The sequence below is a fragment of the Candidatus Ichthyocystis sparus genome (genome assembly GCF_900078745.1).
In the GTDB taxonomy this organism is placed as follows: Bacteria; Pseudomonadota; Gammaproteobacteria; order Burkholderiales; family 2013Ark19i; genus Ichthyocystis; species Ichthyocystis sparus.
In genome coordinates this window covers 278,405-294,370 of the sequence record NZ_FKII01000061.1, presented here as the reverse complement: position 1 = coordinate 294,370, position 15,966 = coordinate 278,405, and the positions used below count along the sequence as shown (strand labels likewise).

Below are 15,966 nucleotides of genomic sequence, written 5' to 3'. Positions count from 1 at the left end.
TTTTTTCGCCACCATCTTAGTTGCCTAAAACGTGCTGCCGTTCGACTTGCATGTGTAAAGCATGCCGCCAGCGTTCAATCTGAGCCAGGATCAAACTCTTTAGTTATATCTTATTTCTTAACAAACTTAGCCCGCTTATCGCGAACCTCTCCTAACCCGCTCACAACTATTAACTGCTTACTCTCTTTTTTAAAGATCTCAAAAACCACCAGAACAACCCTGCAACTTAGCAAAAAACTAACAACCGAGGGTCGAGATTGTTCTAGAAAATTGCCCTTCTGTCAAACAAAAAATAAACATTACGGTAAATACGAACTTCATCTGTAACAAAGAATCAACAAAACGATAGTATACTATACTCGCTTAATTATGAAATTCAATCATCATAGAATCACCTGATTTATGAAAACATTTCAAGCAATTATTTTGGGCTTACAAGAATATTGGACAGACTACGGGTGCACTCTTTTGCAGCCCATAGACAATGAAGTTGGCGCTGGTACATTTCACTATGGAACATTTTTACGCGCACTGGGACCGGAACCATGGTCCGCGTGCTATGTACAACCGTCACGCAGACCATCAGATGGCAGATACGCAGAAAACCCAAACAGATTGCAACGATACTACCAATTTCAGACTATCATAAAGCCAGCACCAACAGACCTTCAGGAAGTTTACATTAAAAGTCTGAGCAAGTTGGGCCTAGACGGTCGCTACCACGACATCCGCTTTGTTGAAGACGACTGGCAATCCCCGACACTAGGAGCATGGGGAGTGGGCTGGGAAGTGTGGCTTGATGGTATGGAAATTTCTCAGATAACCTATTTTCAGGAGATTGCCGGAATAAAGTGCAAAACTGTATCAGCAGAGATAACATACGGTCTAGAGAGATTGGCAATGTACTTACAAGAAAAGGATAATGTATTCGATCTAATTTGGAATACAGACAGTTTTGGTAACTCATTAACTTATGGTGACATTTGGAAAGAAAATGAAATTCAGCAGTCCTGGTACAATTTTGAAAAATCAGACGCAAGCATGTTATTCCAGATGTTCGACTTGCTTGAGAAAGAAGCTCAAAGACTAATTGATGAGGAACTTCCCATACCGGGCTATGACATGACATTACGATGTTCACATATTTTCAATTTGCTTGATGCAAGACAATCTATATCTAGCACGGAAAGAGTTGCTCTCATAAAGCGTATCCGTAACATGTCTCGTAGAGTCGCTTTACTTTACTCTCAGCAAAGGGAAAAACAAAATTTCCCCTTACTACACAAGCATCAAGGTTCATGAATGAATGTTTCTCAGAAAACTCTGTTAATAGAAATAGGCACTGAGGAACTGCCGGCTGGTGATATTAAGGTCATCAGAGAACATATATCAAAAAGACTTGTACAGGACCTATCGAAAGATGGGTTCTTAGATACTAACAATAGCGATTTTGGTTGCTACACCACTCCGCGCCGTATCGTATTCTTAGCAAAATATGTTTCTCTTTTTTCTAATTCTAAGCCCTCCAAAATCAAAATACTACCGCAGGAAATTGCCTACACTGATAATGGAGAACCAACAGAAGCCCTTGAGAAGAAGCTCCAACGCATGGATGTTAGGCCAAACATTAATGAGTTGTGTGTTAATGCCACAGATTATGAAAGGCCATGGCTTATATGGAACAGACCGCCCAATGTAATTTCCTTAGATACGGTGATTGAAAAATTTATCTTCAAAGCACTGCATAAGATACCTTCGCTAAAGGAAATGTCGTGGTCAACTGAACAGTTTTTATCATTTGTTAGACCGATAAGAAATATCTTGGTTATGCATGGAGAATCTATCATACCAATACAAATTGCTGGGGTTAATTCTACAGGAACAACATTCGGTCATCGTGTACTTTGCTCGAAAGCAATAAAGATAGAAAACCCAGATAGATATGAAGAACAAATGGAAAAAGAGGGGTCAGTAATTATACGCAACGAAAAACGGTCAAGTGTAATATGTGAGCAAATCTCAGAAATAGCAAAAACAGAAAATGTGCCCAACCCTATTGAAGAAGAAATAAACAAAGAATTGGTATATGAAATTAGTAATATAGTCGAATACCCGTCAAGTTATGTTGGAGCTTTTCCAAAATCTCTCCTGGAGCTTCCCCATGAGTGCCTAGAACTTACTATGAGGCTTAATCAAAGATACATAATCCTCAAGGATAAAGATAAAAATATCATAAACAAGTTTATTATGGTGGCTAACCATAAGCCAAAGGATCATAGTTACATCATCAAAGGTAATGAGAGAGTACTGAGGGCCAGGCTGGCTGATGCTAAATTTTTCTATGAGCAGGACAGTAAGCACACTTTGGAAGAGTGTTTCCAACGGCTATCTAGTGTTGTCTACCATACAAAACTTGGCACCCAGATGGACCGAACAGCTCGCATATGTAAAATTGCAAAAAAGATGTCGCTAGCCGGTAGTCTCTCTGTAGAAAAAAAACAACAGCTGCAAACAGCCTGTAGATTATGCAAAGCTGATCTAAGCACATTAATGGTAAAAGAGTTCCCTGAGCTACAGGGTGTTATAGGAAGTTATTATGCAAAAAGGGAAAACAAGCCCCATGATGTTGTTGAGGCTATATACAACCATTACTGCTATTCATTTGAGGAAACAAGCATAGGAACCGTATCTGTTTATCTTAATGTAAGTGAAAAGTTAGAATCTTTGCTTGGGCTTTTCTCTGTAAATGAAATACCAACTGGAGAAAAGGATCCTTTTGCTCTGAGGAGAAAGGCTCTGGGAATTGTTAAAGCTTACACTTGCTACGACAATTTACCGGCTCTATCAGAATTAATAAATTCTGCACAAGAGGTATTCCTTGATGTTGCAACATCAAAAATATTTGCTCAGGAAGCATCAAATTTTATTTTGGAGAGAGCGAAAAACTATGCCTCCCAAGTGCTAGGATACGACAAAAGGGTAACTGCCTGCCTAGTGGACGGTGTAGACGATATAAATAACTTACAAAAACGACATGAGGAACTACAAACGTGGCTTAAGAGCCCTTCTATAAACCGAATAGTAGAGGCAAGAAAAAGAATAGAAAACATAACTAAGAATAGAGATGGAGAAAGTTGCGTACTGTGTGCTGAAGAGTTACTTAATAAAAAAGAAGAGTTTGAACTTTTAAATGAAACAAACAAATTTGACTGCTCACGTAATCACCTGGAACAATTAGAAAAGCTGTCTACGCGTGTAGAGGCATTGTTTGATCACGTTATGATTAATGACAGTAATTTGTCTGTTCGTAACAACAGAATTGCCCTACTTAACAAAGTTAAGAACATTTTTGATTTGAAGTACAAACTTGGAAAACTGTAGAGGTATGAATAACTGTTATGAAAATCCACCTACGATTCTTGGGGAATAGCATACCAGGACAAGTAATACGTGCACTCATTATGCTTGTAGTACTAATCATGTCATCGGTTGCTGCATTTATTGCAGGTATATTTTCATTGAACAAGGACTCAACCACACGACTAAAAACAATTATGCCAATAGTAAGGTTCTTCAGTTGTGCTATGCATGATTTTTTAATCGGAAAAATTATACTAAAGGGAAAGGAAAACCTACATAGGAACAAAGGACCTCTAATTTTCGTCTCCAATCACGAATCCTATTGGGACGCAATCACTATGCCAGTCATACTTACGCCAACTGTTTTTACGGTAAAGGGATATGTTATGTTTCTGCCATTTGCTGGATGGGCTATTGCCATGACCCCTGTAATCAAAATCGATTCTGGATTTGGGTGGAGACGTAAAGACAGACAAATGGTAATTGAGCTGAGCAAAAATGAATTACGCAAGGGCAATAATATACTTTTCTACAGCCAAGGCACAAGAGTAAGGGATGGAAGTAGAGTGCCATTCAAAAAAGGAGCTGCAAGACTTGCATTGGAAACAAACACCCCTGTACTTCCAATAGCAACAAACAGTATAAACATATGGCCCGGTATATTTTTTACCAAAACTGGTGATGTAACAATCTCTTTTGGCAAACCAATCTATCCGGAAGGAAAAACTGAGGACGAACTAACGGAGGAGCTAGAAAACTGGGTATACAAGGAACGATCGTTATTAGACTAGTACAGAGTGTGTCTTTCCAGGAAATCTATAACGCTGGGTATACTGCTGTCTGGTCCTGATATTAATTGCTTCCAGAGACGAGAAACTCGGGTACCGTTCATGATATTTAGGATGTATCGCAGCAAACTTTTAGCACTAACCACTTCACCTTTATTTTCTTGATTAATAGCATACTCTATGAATTTATGGATTACGTGTATGCGACTCATGCTTGTGTTCTCTAGTTTAGCATCGTACAAAACATCCACTTTGTGCAAAAGCCATGGATCCTTAAGCACTTTTCTTCCCAGCATCACTCCATCCACCTTATCCAAATGAAAGCCTATATCTTCAAAATCAACTATGTGACCATTTATGATTATGAACAGACCAGGAAAATCTTCCTTTATGCGATACACAAAATCGTAACGAAGCTTTAGGGCAGACAAATTCATTTTTGGCGAGATTTTGCGCTCCAAGATAGCATTTCTAGCATGAATAATAAAAGTACCAACACCGCAATCAGCTACGGTACCCACAAAATCTCGGAACATTGAATAACAATAGGTGTAGTCTATACCTATCCTGTGCTTTAGTGTTACCTCAATGGACACAGCATCCTGCATAGCCTTAAGACAAGAAATCAAATGTGTAGGGTTTCTCATCATTTCAACCCCAAACCCACCACCAACCACACGGCTGCTCGGGCAGCCACAATTTAGGTTGATAGCGTAATATCCAGCACTCTCCCCCCTTTTAGCGCACAAAAAAAGATCCTTAGGAATATTACCTCCTAACTGTAAAACAACAGGCCCTACATCATCATTATGGTAGAGAAGATCTTTTACGGAGTGTAAAACAGAGTTGGCCGTCAACATTTCCGTATACAAACATGCATGGCGACTCATGATCCTGTAGAGGAACCTAGCATGTCTATCTGTGTAATCCACCATGGGGGCCACGGAAAAAATATGCCGTGAAGTTCTCATCTGACTAAAACACTAGGTAATAGTAACCCAACAAAATCTCCTTTTCCCTACTTGGAGAAGAAACCTCCCTGAGGGCAAAACCAGGCCTCTATCTGAGACTCTGTCCTGGTTACATTTCACAGCACCTTGACTTATCATTCTGTAGGCCTCACTGTGACTATCAACCAAACCTGCTATCTTAATAGCCTTAGAAATAGGCAAAAACCCTGTATTATCTGAAGAAATAGTTAATTCTGGAACGTCTTCTGGAACTTCGTTAGCTACAAATTGGCGAAAGAATGACTGTTCTGCTTGGTCTGCATCACTCTGAGACCAGTACCTAGATACTAGCTCCTTAGCCAAAGAAACTTTTATATCCTTGGGGTTTTCTTGGGAGTTACTAACACGAACCTTAGCTTCACGCAGACTATCACCTTCAACAGTCGACAACATATCATAGTAGCGCCACATCAGGTCATCGGAAATTGACATCAGTTTCCCGAACATACTCTTTGGGTCATCAGTAATGCCAATATAATTACCTAAGGATTTAGACATTTTATGAACCCCATCTAGGCCTTCTAACAGGGGTAGCATAATTATTCCTTGAGGAGCCATTCCGTATGATTTCTGAAGCTCTCTACCCATTAACAAGTTAAATTTTTGATCAGTACCGCCTACTTCAATATCAGCTTTCAAAACTACTGAATCGTATCCTTGAAGCAATGGATATAAAAATTCGTGAATAGAAATAGCGTGATTAGAGTAAAACCTATTATGAAAATCATCTCTCTCAAGCATCCTAGCAACTGTATACTTGGACGACAGTTCAATTAAACCGGAAGAACCAAGTACATCTAGCCACTCACTATTAAAAACCAGCGTGGTAGCTTGTTTATCCAAAATTTTAAACAACTGATCACAATATGTTTTGGTATTTTTCTGTACCACCTCATTACTCAAAGCAGGACGCGTAATATTCTTTCCGGTCGGATCACCAATTTTTGCGGTAAAATTACCTATAACTATGATTATTTCATGGCCATGATCTTGTAAATTTTTCAGCTGTTCTAGTAATACGGAATGGCCAAGATGCAAATCAGGAGCTGTAGGATCAAATCCGGCCTTAACCTTCAAGGAAACACCAGCTTCTAATTTACCCAGTAGATGCTCATCTGCAATGATCTCCTTGGCTCTTGGAGCAAGGTCAGACAAGAGATTGTGTGCCATTCCGAACGTAGTATCATCAAGCATAATTTTCTCGGAAAGTAATTCATGTCGATTAGCAAAAAAAAGGAAATTACGTCCATAGGTATTATGTCTGGGAGCAGTTTAGACGGTGCAGATGGAACGCTTGTATCCTATGAAAAATGCACCTCAATTTTAGCACATGCTTACCATCCTTTCAGCGATTCTCTCCGCAGGAATATAGATAAAATTCGCCTATCTAAGGCTATAGAGCTAACAGATTTTTGCAAATTGTCTTCTGACATTGCTGACGAATATTCAGTAGTAGTCAAGAAACTATCCGACCATTCGATAAAACTTAAGCGACAAATAGACGTTATTGGTGCACATGGACAAACTATATGGCATCAGCCACCACTGTATTCTATTCAGATTTGTAATTATGCTCGTTTGGCGCACAAAACTGGCATTTCTGTAGTGGGAGATTTCAGGAATGCTGACATTGCCAATGGTGGCACAGGAGCTCCTCTTGCCCCGCTATTTCATACAGCAGCTTTTTACTCTCCAGAAGAAAAACGGTCTGTTATAAATCTGGGAGGAATAGCCAACATAAGCGTATTAGGAAAACCAACTTTGGGCTGGGATATTGGACCCGGGGTAACGCTCATTGATAGTTGGTATGCAAAACATAACAGTGAAGGCTCGTTTGATATTTATGGAAAATGGGCTCGTGGTGGAAAGATAAACCATAAACTACTAGAATGCATGCTTGGAGAGGCTTTTTTTAGTCAAGAGCCACCTAAGAGTACTGGTCAAGAAATATTTAACATAAACTGGATAGAGGGTAGAATAAGAGAGAGCAATGTAGACATAAGCGCACAAGACGTCCAGAGCACTCTAACAGAACTTACCGCATTACTATGTAAAAAAACCATAGACAAGTTCGCCCCAAAAACAGATGCTTTGTATTTTTGTGGAGGCGGAACAAAAAACACTTATCTTATGGAAAGACTAGCGGAGGTTAACCAAAATACAAAGCTGCATTCTACAAAAAAGCTAGGCATAGAACCTGAACATGTAGAGTGCGGGCTAATATCATGGTTAGCAGTCAAACACATACTAGGAGAGCCTGTTATCACACATCACATAACTGGCAGTCAGTGTGCGCCTAAGATATTAGGAGCACTCTATCCAGCGGTCAACCATTTAGCTGCTTCGAGAGCGTGATAGCTAATAATGACATCAGCACCTGCCCTCTTGAATGACAACAAAATCTCCAATACGACGCTTTTTTCATCTATAGCCCCGGACATGGAGGCTGCCTTAACCATGGCATACTCACCACTAACATTGTATACAAATGTTGGAACATTAAGAGTATTTTTAATAGCATACAAAACATCCAGATACGGCATTCCTGGTTTAACTAGAACAGCATCAGCACCTTCTGCAATATCCAAGCTTGCCTCATTCAATGCCTCAGAAATATTTGATGGATCAATCTGATAGGTCTCCTTAGTAGACGGACCTAGATTACCCAAGCTTCCAACCGCACGACGAAACGGGGAATACAGCGACGAAGCATACTTTGCTGAGTGTGCAACTATTATTGCATCACAGAAACCATTATCCTCAAACGCACTACGTATACAACCCACTCTTCCGTCCATCATATCGGACGGAGAAACCATGTCTGCACCAGCCGCAACATGATTTAATGCCTGCTTTGCAAGGATATCATTAGTAATGTCATTTACAACGTACCCATCAGAGTCGACGATACCATCTTGGCCGTTTGATGTGTAGGGATCCAGAGCAACATCAGTCATAACACCCAACTCGGGAAAATTACTCTTAATTAACTTAACAGCCCTGCAAACAACGTCATCGTCCCGCAGGGCTTGGCTAGCAAGGGCATCTTTCGTGTTGTCATCAATATTTGGAAAAAGCTCGACGGCAAGAATGCCAGAATGTACTACTTTTTCCATGTAGAACATCAATTTATCTAGCGAATAGCGATGTACACCAGGCATCCCTAGTATTGCACAAGCCATATTACTTTCATCACAAATAAACACTGGAAGAATAAGATCATTGATGGTAAGTAAGGACTCTTGAACTAACAGGCGAGAGAACGCATTTTTTCTCATGCGGCGTAACCGCGTAGCTGGAAAGGATCTATTGGAAAATACTCTGGTCATCCCCACATCCCAATATTACAATTTTAAAACCAACTAGTAATAACATCGGTCAATGATTCTAATCCTGTCTTGTGCAAACTAGAAACCATACCTATAGCTGGCAACAGGTTCATACCACCCAAATTGTTTGCGATATTATCTTTAACTCTATGAAGGGTAGACTTGCGCTGAGCCGCTGAAATTTTATCAACCTTACTGAGAACAATGTAAACCGGAACCCCTGTCTGCTTAAACCAAGAAAGAAACTGTTGGTCTAGGGCAGTTACCTCGCGACGAATGTCTAAAATGAGGATCGTACCTGACAAATTGCATCGGGTCAACAAGTAATCTTCTATGAAACCAACCCACAGGCTCTTCTCAGATCTAGAGACACTAGAGAACCCATATCCCGGCAAATCAACTAAAAATCCCCGTTCTCGAACTAGAAAAAAATTAAGAGTACGGGTACATCCTGGAGTTTTGCTAGCGTACGCCAACCTCCTTCTGGAAGACAAAATATTAATCAGAGTAGATTTTCCACAATTGGAGCGGCCCACTATGGCTACTTCTGGCAAAGATAACCTTGGAAGATCCTCTCTACGCACAACAGTGCTAAAATAGTCGATGCCATGTATCATTGAAGTTACCAGATAGTTTTGGGGATTGTGTATAGCGTAGCAACATCGTTATAAGGAAACCAGGACTCCTAGTGTAACCAATTATTCTCTTACCAGACAGTACTTGGAGTACATCATGTTTCGACTATTTAGTACTATTACTTATTTGCTAGTATCTTCTCTTGCGGCATCCATTTGCTGGTCAGCAGACAACAGTAAATCCCCCCCTGTTAATCATAACTGTGCTCAGTGCCACGGCACAGACGGCAATGGAAGGGATGATAAAGGTAACTGGTTAATTGGCCCATCTATAGCTGGTCAGGTTCCGGAGTATATAACTGAGCAGATGCAAAATTTTGCTCAAGTTTTAGACAAGAAAGGCAATCGAGTATTAGATAGTCAAGGTAATCCTGTATATAAGAGGTATGCGGTCTATATGTCTCCTCTATCAAACGTATTAGATGAGAACTCAATGGTAAATTTTGGCAATATGTACCATGGTTACAAACCCAAAGTTACCCCTATAAAGGCTAACCCCGACGTAATAGCTCTTGGTGAAAAGATATGGAGAAGCGGGGTACCTTCCTCTAAAGTACCGGCTTGTGCTGCTTGTCACGGCGTCGTTGGTCAAGGCATGCCAAAATTGTTCCCTCGTGTTGGTGGTCAAAACTCTGAATACCTAATTAAGCAACTTAAGAATTTCCGTATTGGGAAGCGCCCTGGTGGTCCTAATGGTATGATGAAGACCATTGCGTCACGTATGACAGATGAGGAAATAGTTGCTGTATCTACATATGCTTCTGGTCTTGATTTCAATCCTAAATCGGATTTTATTCGTTCCTAATTTTCTTCCTCTGTTTCTAAAATTTGAAATATTGAGGTGTGAAATAACAAAATGAGGATAGGCAACTCGCAGACTTTAAGGTGGTACTCCTGCGTTACCTCGATGGGTTTTGCGGTAAGTTTACTGATTATCTTATCAGCAGCATCTATAATAGGGACTGTGTTAACGCAAGGTCAGTCAAACACTGCCTATCTAAACCAATTTGGTTTGTTTTGGTTTCCTTTTTTTAAGTACCTAGGTTTATATAATGTATATAACTCCGTCTGGTATATAACTATCCTAGTAATACTAGTGCTATCCGTATCGTGCTGTATACACCGTCAAATCCCAGAGGCTATAAAGAAATGGCACAACTTCAATTTTCCTGAAAACTTGCTCAACAAGGCAGAATCAAAAGGCACATATACGGTTAGTCAGGACGAGCTTAAAAATTGCATATCAACCTACCTTCGTAGTAATGGCTATCGTGTAGCAGAGGTAGAGGATAAAAAACAGCAAAAAGTATCAATAGTTGGCAAAATAAAGTCTTGGCGCTTTGTCGGTTACTTCCTAACCCACTCAGCAATTATTGTGATATGCCTGGGGGCCTTGATTGATGGGCATATTCCCTTACTTGTTAAAATACACCTGAAAAACAAAAAACCATTGGTAGCAGGATCTGATTATAGTTCGCAAAACATTATCAATACAGACTCAGTTAGTTATCGTGCCAACCTATTTCTAAGGCCAGGATTGCAAAATGACAATGGTATTATAAACTTCAATGAGGGGACTCTGATACAGAAATTGCCATTTTTTATTGAGCTAAGAAATTTCAAAGTAGATTGGTACCAAAATGGAACGCCTAGGCAATTTGTCAGCACAATTTTATTGACAGACAAGGGCAATCATAAGTCTTTTGAGCATAAAATATCAGTTAACCACCCCTTGCGTTACCGCAATTTCACTATCTATCAATCGAGCTTTTCAAATAGCGGAACTACATTGACGTTAAATTTGTTAAATATAAGCGATTTAAATTCTAAAGGTAGTACTACCAAGACAATTAAATTGAAACTGGGGCAGAAAGAAAAATTACAGTCTGGATACACCATAGAATTACTAGATTTCAAAGAGAGGAATATTGAGGATAAAAAATTTCTTGAAACAACAACTAAAAACAAGCGATCAACACTTGGGTCATTGATGAATTTCTTCTCCTCAGCAGGAGTGTTATATTCACGGCAATTAATAGATCTTGGTCCAGATTTTACCTATAGGATAACCTACAATGACAATTCCATAGTTGAGTACCATAACTTTTCTCATCCTGTAATGATATCTGGATTGCCGTGGATATTTTTAGGTGTAAGGAATAATCGTAATGAAAATTTTAGTTATTGGAAAATTCCAACGGACAGCAGTGGCAATTTAACCCCATTCCTTTCTTTCAGAAATCTGCTTATTAACCCACATTACCGTAAACGAACGGTCTCATCATTTTTGGACAAGAGTCCTGGATCACATGAAGACAAGCTTCAAGTTTCAATCTTACTAAATAAAATGCTTTTATCATTTTCTAGGGAAGGATTCAGGGGAATTTTCAGACTACTACACATAGACATGAGCCAAAATAAACTATCGGCAGATCAGGAGCGGCTAATTAGAATTTTCGAGAGGCTATGCCTTTTTGTCTGGCAAAATAGCATGAAACAAGTTGATAGTACTCGGTTCTGGGACTACCTTGTGTCAGTTTCAGATGGTTCAGAGTACCATTCCTCATTCATAGCAAAATTATCAAAATATAAAATAGTCAACAATAGCATTCTAGAAATAACGAAATCCCCTGGGTTAAGCTTCATTGGCTTTGGATCGATATTCATAGTCATGGGAATTATAATTATGTTGTACATACATGAGAAAAAAGTTTTTATTCTCATACGCCAACATGAAAAAAATATAAATGAGGTACTAGTTGGCATAAAAGACAACCAAACTCTATCTTCGTTGGACGAGTTTACCAAAAATCTAATTAAGGAAATTGAAATATGGGCCGAATAACTAGGACTTATATTACATCAAGGAATAGTTTGTCCCTATTAGCTATACTATGTTCTAGCCTGATACTAGTAGTATCTTTGTTTTCTAAGATCTTCATAATACATTATCCGCTTGCTACAACGATAATGGTTGGAAGCATCACAGCTATAGTGTTTTGGACAATACACATTCTTTGGATAGAACTATTTGTTACATTGTGTTTGTCATTACTAATTGCTTTTTTATCAGTAGTACTTTACCAAAATCAATTAGAAAATATCCATCATTCTTTTTGGCTAAAATATTTTTTATCCAGTCAATGTCTCATTGGGTGGATGCTTGTTATGTTTGTAATGGCAACAATTATCCACTGGCTTGACATTTTTAAACGAGTAGCTGTGTCACGTACAAAATACACATGGTTAGCAGTGGGATTTGGTTTATCTGGTTTGCTGGTCAGGTGGTACGAATCATATCTAATGGGACAAGAAATTGGCCACGTTCCCATTTCAAACCTGTATGAAGTATTTATTCTATTCATGATTATCACGGCACTAGTGTATCTATGGTATGAGAAGAAACTAGAGATACGTAATCTAGGTGCATTAATACTTCCTATAGTTGTCATTGCTGGGCTGTTTATGATTTGGTATGGCACTACGAGAAAATCTTATCTTATAGTCCCTCTTTCACCATCGCTACAGTCCTATTGGATGAAGATACATGTTCCCGCCAATTTTGTAGGATATGGCTGCTTTTCTGCTGCTGCTATGTCGGGAGTGGCATGGATTATTAAGGACAAGGGATGGATTAAGGCGCTACCTACTCTTCAGAGTTTAGAAACACTTATTTACAAGCTTATTTCCACTGGTTTTTTATTCTTTACGCTCGCAACAATATTAGGGGCATTATGGGCTGCTGATGCCTGGGGATCTTACTGGCAATGGGATCCTAAAGAAACGTGGTCGCTTATTGTTTGGTTAAACTATGCTGCCTGGCTACATGCTTGTCTCATAAATAACGTTTCTCATAAAATACTTTCTTGGTGGGCTATCATCGGCCTATTTATAACGTTATTTGCTTTTCTAGGAGTAAACATCCTATTATCGGGTCTACATTCATATGGAAGACTCTAATGAAACAAATTAATCTGATGTTATCCTATTTTCACCGCAAAGCTTGGCGTATAGTCTAACAATTACTCAAAGGACAGACATGAAATACATAATCTCATCTATTTGCATTGGTCTAATGTTAGTGGCTGGCAATATATCCTCAGCTGCAACAACTAAAACCAAACCGGCTGAAGCAGTAAGCACAAATAAAATAGTTGATACTGATGAATCTGAGCAACAACCAAAGCCATACTACATGCTAGAAGAAATGAACAAAATTAGATACACCCAAACCAAGGATAGGGAAAAGTCTGCCGTTAATCTATTAACAGTGGCTAAAGCAAATATGCAAAAGGACCCATCCCAATCAAATAAAACGGTATACGCAGCTATATTGGCATTTGTAGCTGGAGAAAAGGGTGGATTAAAGGGATTATCATTGGCAAAAGAGTCATACAAGCTTTTGCATGAAGTAGTATCTTCTGATGAGCCTAGTACTCTAGATGGATACGCGTATACCACCCTTGGAGCTCTTTACTTAAATGTACCATCTTGGCCTATCGGTTTTGGTAGCCTTAAAAAAGCAAAAGACATGATTGATAAAGCCATTGCAAAAGATCCTAATAATATTGACGCAAATTTTTATCTAGCAAAATATTATATAGCAAAAAGAAACATGCAAAAAGCTAGGGTTACACTAGAAAAAGTTACCAAGACTAACGTTAGGAAATTTCATACCATCGGAGATTCTGGGCGTAAGAAGGAAGCACAAAAATTGCTATCTACACTAAAATAATGAACCTGCTGTTCATAATAGACCCTGTAGAAGGGCTTGTGTTTGACCGTGATACGTCACTTTTTGTTATGCAAGAGTCATTCAACCTTGGCCACTCGGTGTTCTTCTGTAATTCTGAGGATATATCATATGTAGACGGTGAGCTAGTAGCAAATTGCAGTCAAGTTACAAAATTTGAAAAAACGCGTATTGTCTCGCAAGCATCAGAGATACTGCTGCATAAGTTAGATCAAATTTTCATTCGCAAGGAGCCACCGTTTCATCATGAATATCTACACCTTACGATACTGCTCCAGCAGTTGCAAAACAAGCATGGTGTAGCTGTACACAATGATCCGGTATATCTTCAGCAAATTAATGAAAAGATTTCCATTTTCAATTTCCCTGAATACATAGCGCCGACTATTGTAAGTGCAAACAAGGAAGTGTTATACGAATTCTCCGGCGTACACAGATCCAGTGTAGCAAAAAAATTAGATGGAATGGGCGGGGATTCGGTCTTTATTATTCAGGATAGTGATAAGAATAAATTTCTGCTGCTTGACATGTTAACAAATCATTTCACCGAAAAGATAATGCTTCAAAAATTTCTCCCTCAGGTGCATGAAGTAGGAGATACGCGTGCGATAATAGTGCGTGGGCAAGTAATTCCCTTTGGGTTGAGGCGCCTCCCTAAGGATGATGACTTCAGAGCTAACGTAGCAGCTGGCGGGATAGCTAGGACATTACCGCTATCAGAAAGGGAAAAGCATATTGGAGAGGCGGTTGCTAACTTCTTCTCAAATAAGCCATTAGTCATGATCGGTCTCGACATTATTGACGGCCATTTAAACGAGATCAACATAACTTGTCCTTCTTGTCTTAGGCAAATAGAAGAAGGAACAGAGTTTAGGCTAAAGCTAGCGGAAAAGTTTATTCAACCTTAATCAGATCCCTCAGCAACTGCAGGGAGAGTACAGCTACTGGCGAGACTACGTCTGAACTCACGTCTAAGATAACTTCTCCTTACTTCTATATAACCTGCTGCATCCTCCTCCTCACCAACAGAACTTTCCTCTCCAATAGGATCAAGGGGACGACTACCAATACACATAATAGTTCTCCCAGCAACCCTAACAATCATTTCACCAGTCAACATCGCTTCACTAGCACAATTGATAAGAGATCTAATTTCTTCATCCAAACTGGCAAATACACCACTATCAGCAATGTGTTCCAACAATGACACCAACTCCAAGACATAAGAGCAAAAATACGAACAAAAATTTCTTAATATTGACATTAATACATTAATTTCAGACCCTCCCAAACGTACGCTATGTTTTTTAGGACCCTCAGGAGAGATTGTTACCTCAACTTCTTCATCAGATTCACCACTAGAAGAAGACGACTCTGCCGATGCAGAACCTTCCCCCAATTCTTCTCTAATAATCTGAGTTAGTCTCATAGAACAAACAGCATAACCCCTACACAAAAGTCTTTCTCTATTGTGGTAAAGGAACGTCACTTTACCAAAAATACTTTCTAGTAGCTTCTGAGAACTCTCAATTAGTCCAGCAGCAACCCCAAGCATAACGCAAAGGGACTCACATTCACCAGATTGAACACAAGATTCACCACCTGAACTCAAACGATATAGGGTACCTGATATACCCAAGATAGAAATATTGCAATCCCGGCGTAAACTATAGCAATCCCTCATGTTGCCATAATATGTAGAGGAATGACTTCTTAGTATATCCCTAAGAGATCCAATATCTTCATCGCAGTCATCACTAGAAGAAGAGGAAAAAGAACTTTCACGAGCCCTAACCGTCATGCAACAGATGGATGACAGAGCAGTAACTTCACCCGCACTACATGTCAGAGGAATATCGCCACCCACACTACCCAATAAAGATGACGACGAACCAGCTACAGGCTCACCGCTAGCACCTTCACAGACTTCACCTACATCAGCACTACCAACGCCAAGCATAATATCACCATCAAATTTTATATTTCATTATTCTCGTATGATGAACGCTCTTTTTATTTTTGGGCGTTCTTCCCCTTTTACCCATTCATTCTTATTTTAGTACCTCGTGCAACCTGTGGACACAGCACACA

The 15,966-nt window shown here is 39.4% G+C and carries 14 protein-coding genes and 1 rRNA gene; 9 read left to right on the top strand and 6 right to left on the bottom strand.

The window, feature by feature from the left end; all coding sequences use genetic code 11:
• A 16S ribosomal RNA gene (locus A6733_RS09465) occupies nucleotides 1-106 on the bottom strand; the annotation flags it as partial.
• A 296-nt stretch (nucleotides 107-402) separates the two neighbouring features.
• Here A6733_RS09465 and glyQ point away from each other — a divergent pair.
• From glyQ to A6733_RS07120, 3 genes are all read left to right on the top strand, one after another.
• A complete protein-coding gene (glyQ, locus tag A6733_RS07130) occupies nucleotides 403-1,302 on the top strand; it encodes a glycine--tRNA ligase subunit alpha (RefSeq protein ID WP_092402984.1) in 900 nt (299 codons plus the stop codon).
• A complete protein-coding gene (glyS, locus tag A6733_RS07125; RefSeq protein WP_092460711.1) occupies nucleotides 1,303-3,381 on the top strand; it encodes a glycine--tRNA ligase subunit beta in 2,079 nt (692 codons plus the stop codon).
• Nucleotides 3,382-3,479: 98 nt separating this feature from the next.
• On the top strand, nucleotides 3,480-4,151 hold the full coding sequence (locus tag A6733_RS07120) for a lysophospholipid acyltransferase family protein (protein WP_175330494.1): 672 nt from the start codon (nucleotides 3,480-3,482) through the stop codon (nucleotides 4,149-4,151).
• Here A6733_RS07120 and dusA read toward each other — a convergent pair.
• Nucleotides 4,148-5,119, bottom strand: coding sequence for a tRNA dihydrouridine(20/20a) synthase DusA (gene dusA / locus A6733_RS07115; protein WP_092402990.1), 972 nt, complete (start codon nucleotides 5,117-5,119; stop codon nucleotides 4,148-4,150). The two genes, A6733_RS07120 and dusA, sit on opposite strands and share 4 nt — an antisense overlap.
• A gap of 12 nt (nucleotides 5,120-5,131) precedes the next feature.
• Entirely contained in the window at nucleotides 5,132-6,352 is a 1,221-nt protein-coding gene (gene tyrS / locus A6733_RS07110; RefSeq protein WP_092402992.1) for a tyrosine--tRNA ligase, read from the bottom strand.
• Nucleotides 6,353-6,415: 63 nt separating this feature from the next.
• Here tyrS and A6733_RS07105 point away from each other — a divergent pair, with 63 nt between their 5' ends.
• On the top strand, nucleotides 6,416-7,513 hold the full coding sequence (locus A6733_RS07105) for an anhydro-N-acetylmuramic acid kinase (protein WP_176696090.1): 1,098 nt from the start codon (nucleotides 6,416-6,418) through the stop codon (nucleotides 7,511-7,513).
• On the opposite strand, the gene hemB is transcribed toward A6733_RS07105, so the two are convergent.
• Both hemB and yihA read right to left on the bottom strand, forming a co-directional pair.
• A complete protein-coding gene (hemB, locus tag A6733_RS07100) occupies nucleotides 7,474-8,487 on the bottom strand; it encodes a porphobilinogen synthase (protein WP_092402996.1) in 1,014 nt (337 codons plus the stop codon). The two genes, A6733_RS07105 and hemB, sit on opposite strands and share 40 nt — an antisense overlap.
• A gap of 23 nt (nucleotides 8,488-8,510) precedes the next feature.
• Nucleotides 8,511-9,104: a ribosome biogenesis GTP-binding protein YihA/YsxC gene (gene yihA, locus A6733_RS07095; protein ID WP_092402998.1), complete on the bottom strand. Its 594-nt coding sequence runs from the start codon at nucleotides 9,102-9,104 to the stop codon at nucleotides 8,511-8,513.
• 115 nt (nucleotides 9,105-9,219) lie between these two features.
• Between yihA and A6733_RS07090 the strand changes: the two genes are divergently transcribed.
• The 5 genes from A6733_RS07090 (at nucleotide 9,220) to gshB (ending at nucleotide 14,783) form a co-directional block, all read left to right on the top strand.
• Nucleotides 9,220-9,927, top strand: coding sequence for a c-type cytochrome (locus A6733_RS07090; RefSeq protein WP_092403000.1), 708 nt, complete (start codon nucleotides 9,220-9,222; stop codon nucleotides 9,925-9,927).
• A 51-nt stretch (nucleotides 9,928-9,978) separates the two neighbouring features.
• Nucleotides 9,979-11,967: a cytochrome c biogenesis ResB family protein gene (locus tag A6733_RS07085; RefSeq protein WP_092403002.1), complete on the top strand. Its 1,989-nt coding sequence runs from the start codon at nucleotides 9,979-9,981 to the stop codon at nucleotides 11,965-11,967.
• A gap of 407 nt (nucleotides 11,968-12,374) precedes the next feature.
• Entirely contained in the window at nucleotides 12,375-13,082 is a 708-nt protein-coding gene (gene ccsB, locus A6733_RS09460; RefSeq protein ID WP_242641462.1) for a c-type cytochrome biogenesis protein CcsB, read from the top strand.
• Nucleotides 13,083-13,161: 79 nt separating this feature from the next.
• Nucleotides 13,162-13,857, top strand: a complete 696-nt coding sequence (locus tag A6733_RS07075; RefSeq protein ID WP_092403006.1) for a tetratricopeptide repeat protein — start codon at nucleotides 13,162-13,164, stop codon at nucleotides 13,855-13,857.
• On the top strand, nucleotides 13,857-14,783 hold the full coding sequence (gene gshB, locus A6733_RS07070) for a glutathione synthase (protein WP_092403008.1): 927 nt from the start codon (nucleotides 13,857-13,859) through the stop codon (nucleotides 14,781-14,783). Before A6733_RS07075 ends, gshB begins: the two co-directional genes overlap by 1 nt.
• Here the strand turns inward: gshB and A6733_RS07065 are convergent.
• Nucleotides 14,780-15,835 (bottom strand): hypothetical protein, encoded by a 1,056-nt coding sequence (locus A6733_RS07065; protein ID WP_092460709.1) that lies wholly within the window; start codon nucleotides 15,833-15,835, stop codon nucleotides 14,780-14,782. The two genes, gshB and A6733_RS07065, sit on opposite strands and share 4 nt — an antisense overlap.
• Between the last annotated feature and the right edge of the window lie 131 nt (nucleotides 15,836-15,966).

Bases quoted from the DNA above. Each gene is read 5' to 3' on its own strand.
- gshB (WP_092403008.1), top strand. From the start codon at position 13,857: ATGAACCTGCTGTTCATAATAGACCCTGTAGAAGGGCTTGTGTTTGAC.
- A6733_RS07075 (WP_092403006.1), top strand. From the start codon at position 13,162: ATGAAATACATAATCTCATCTATTTGCATTGGTCTAATGTTAGTGGCT.
- A6733_RS07065 (WP_092460709.1), bottom strand. From the start codon at position 15,835: ATGCTTGGCGTTGGTAGTGCTGATGTAGGTGAAGTCTGTGAAGGTGCT.
- A6733_RS07085 (WP_092403002.1), top strand. From the start codon at position 9,979: ATGAGGATAGGCAACTCGCAGACTTTAAGGTGGTACTCCTGCGTTACC.
- glyS (WP_092460711.1), top strand. From the start codon at position 1,303: ATGAATGTTTCTCAGAAAACTCTGTTAATAGAAATAGGCACTGAGGAA.
- yihA (WP_092402998.1), bottom strand. From the start codon at position 9,104: ATGATACATGGCATCGACTATTTTAGCACTGTTGTGCGTAGAGAGGAT.
- dusA (WP_092402990.1), bottom strand. From the start codon at position 5,119: ATGAGAACTTCACGGCATATTTTTTCCGTGGCCCCCATGGTGGATTAC.
- A6733_RS07090 (WP_092403000.1), top strand. From the start codon at position 9,220: ATGTTTCGACTATTTAGTACTATTACTTATTTGCTAGTATCTTCTCTT.
- glyQ (WP_092402984.1), top strand. From the start codon at position 403: ATGAAAACATTTCAAGCAATTATTTTGGGCTTACAAGAATATTGGACA.
- A6733_RS07105 (WP_176696090.1), top strand. From the start codon at position 6,416: ATGTCTGGGAGCAGTTTAGACGGTGCAGATGGAACGCTTGTATCCTAT.
- hemB (WP_092402996.1), bottom strand. From the start codon at position 8,487: ATGACCAGAGTATTTTCCAATAGATCCTTTCCAGCTACGCGGTTACGC.
- A6733_RS07120 (WP_175330494.1), top strand. From the start codon at position 3,480: ATGTCATCGGTTGCTGCATTTATTGCAGGTATATTTTCATTGAACAAG.
- tyrS (WP_092402992.1), bottom strand. From the start codon at position 6,352: ATGCTTGATGATACTACGTTCGGAATGGCACACAATCTCTTGTCTGAC.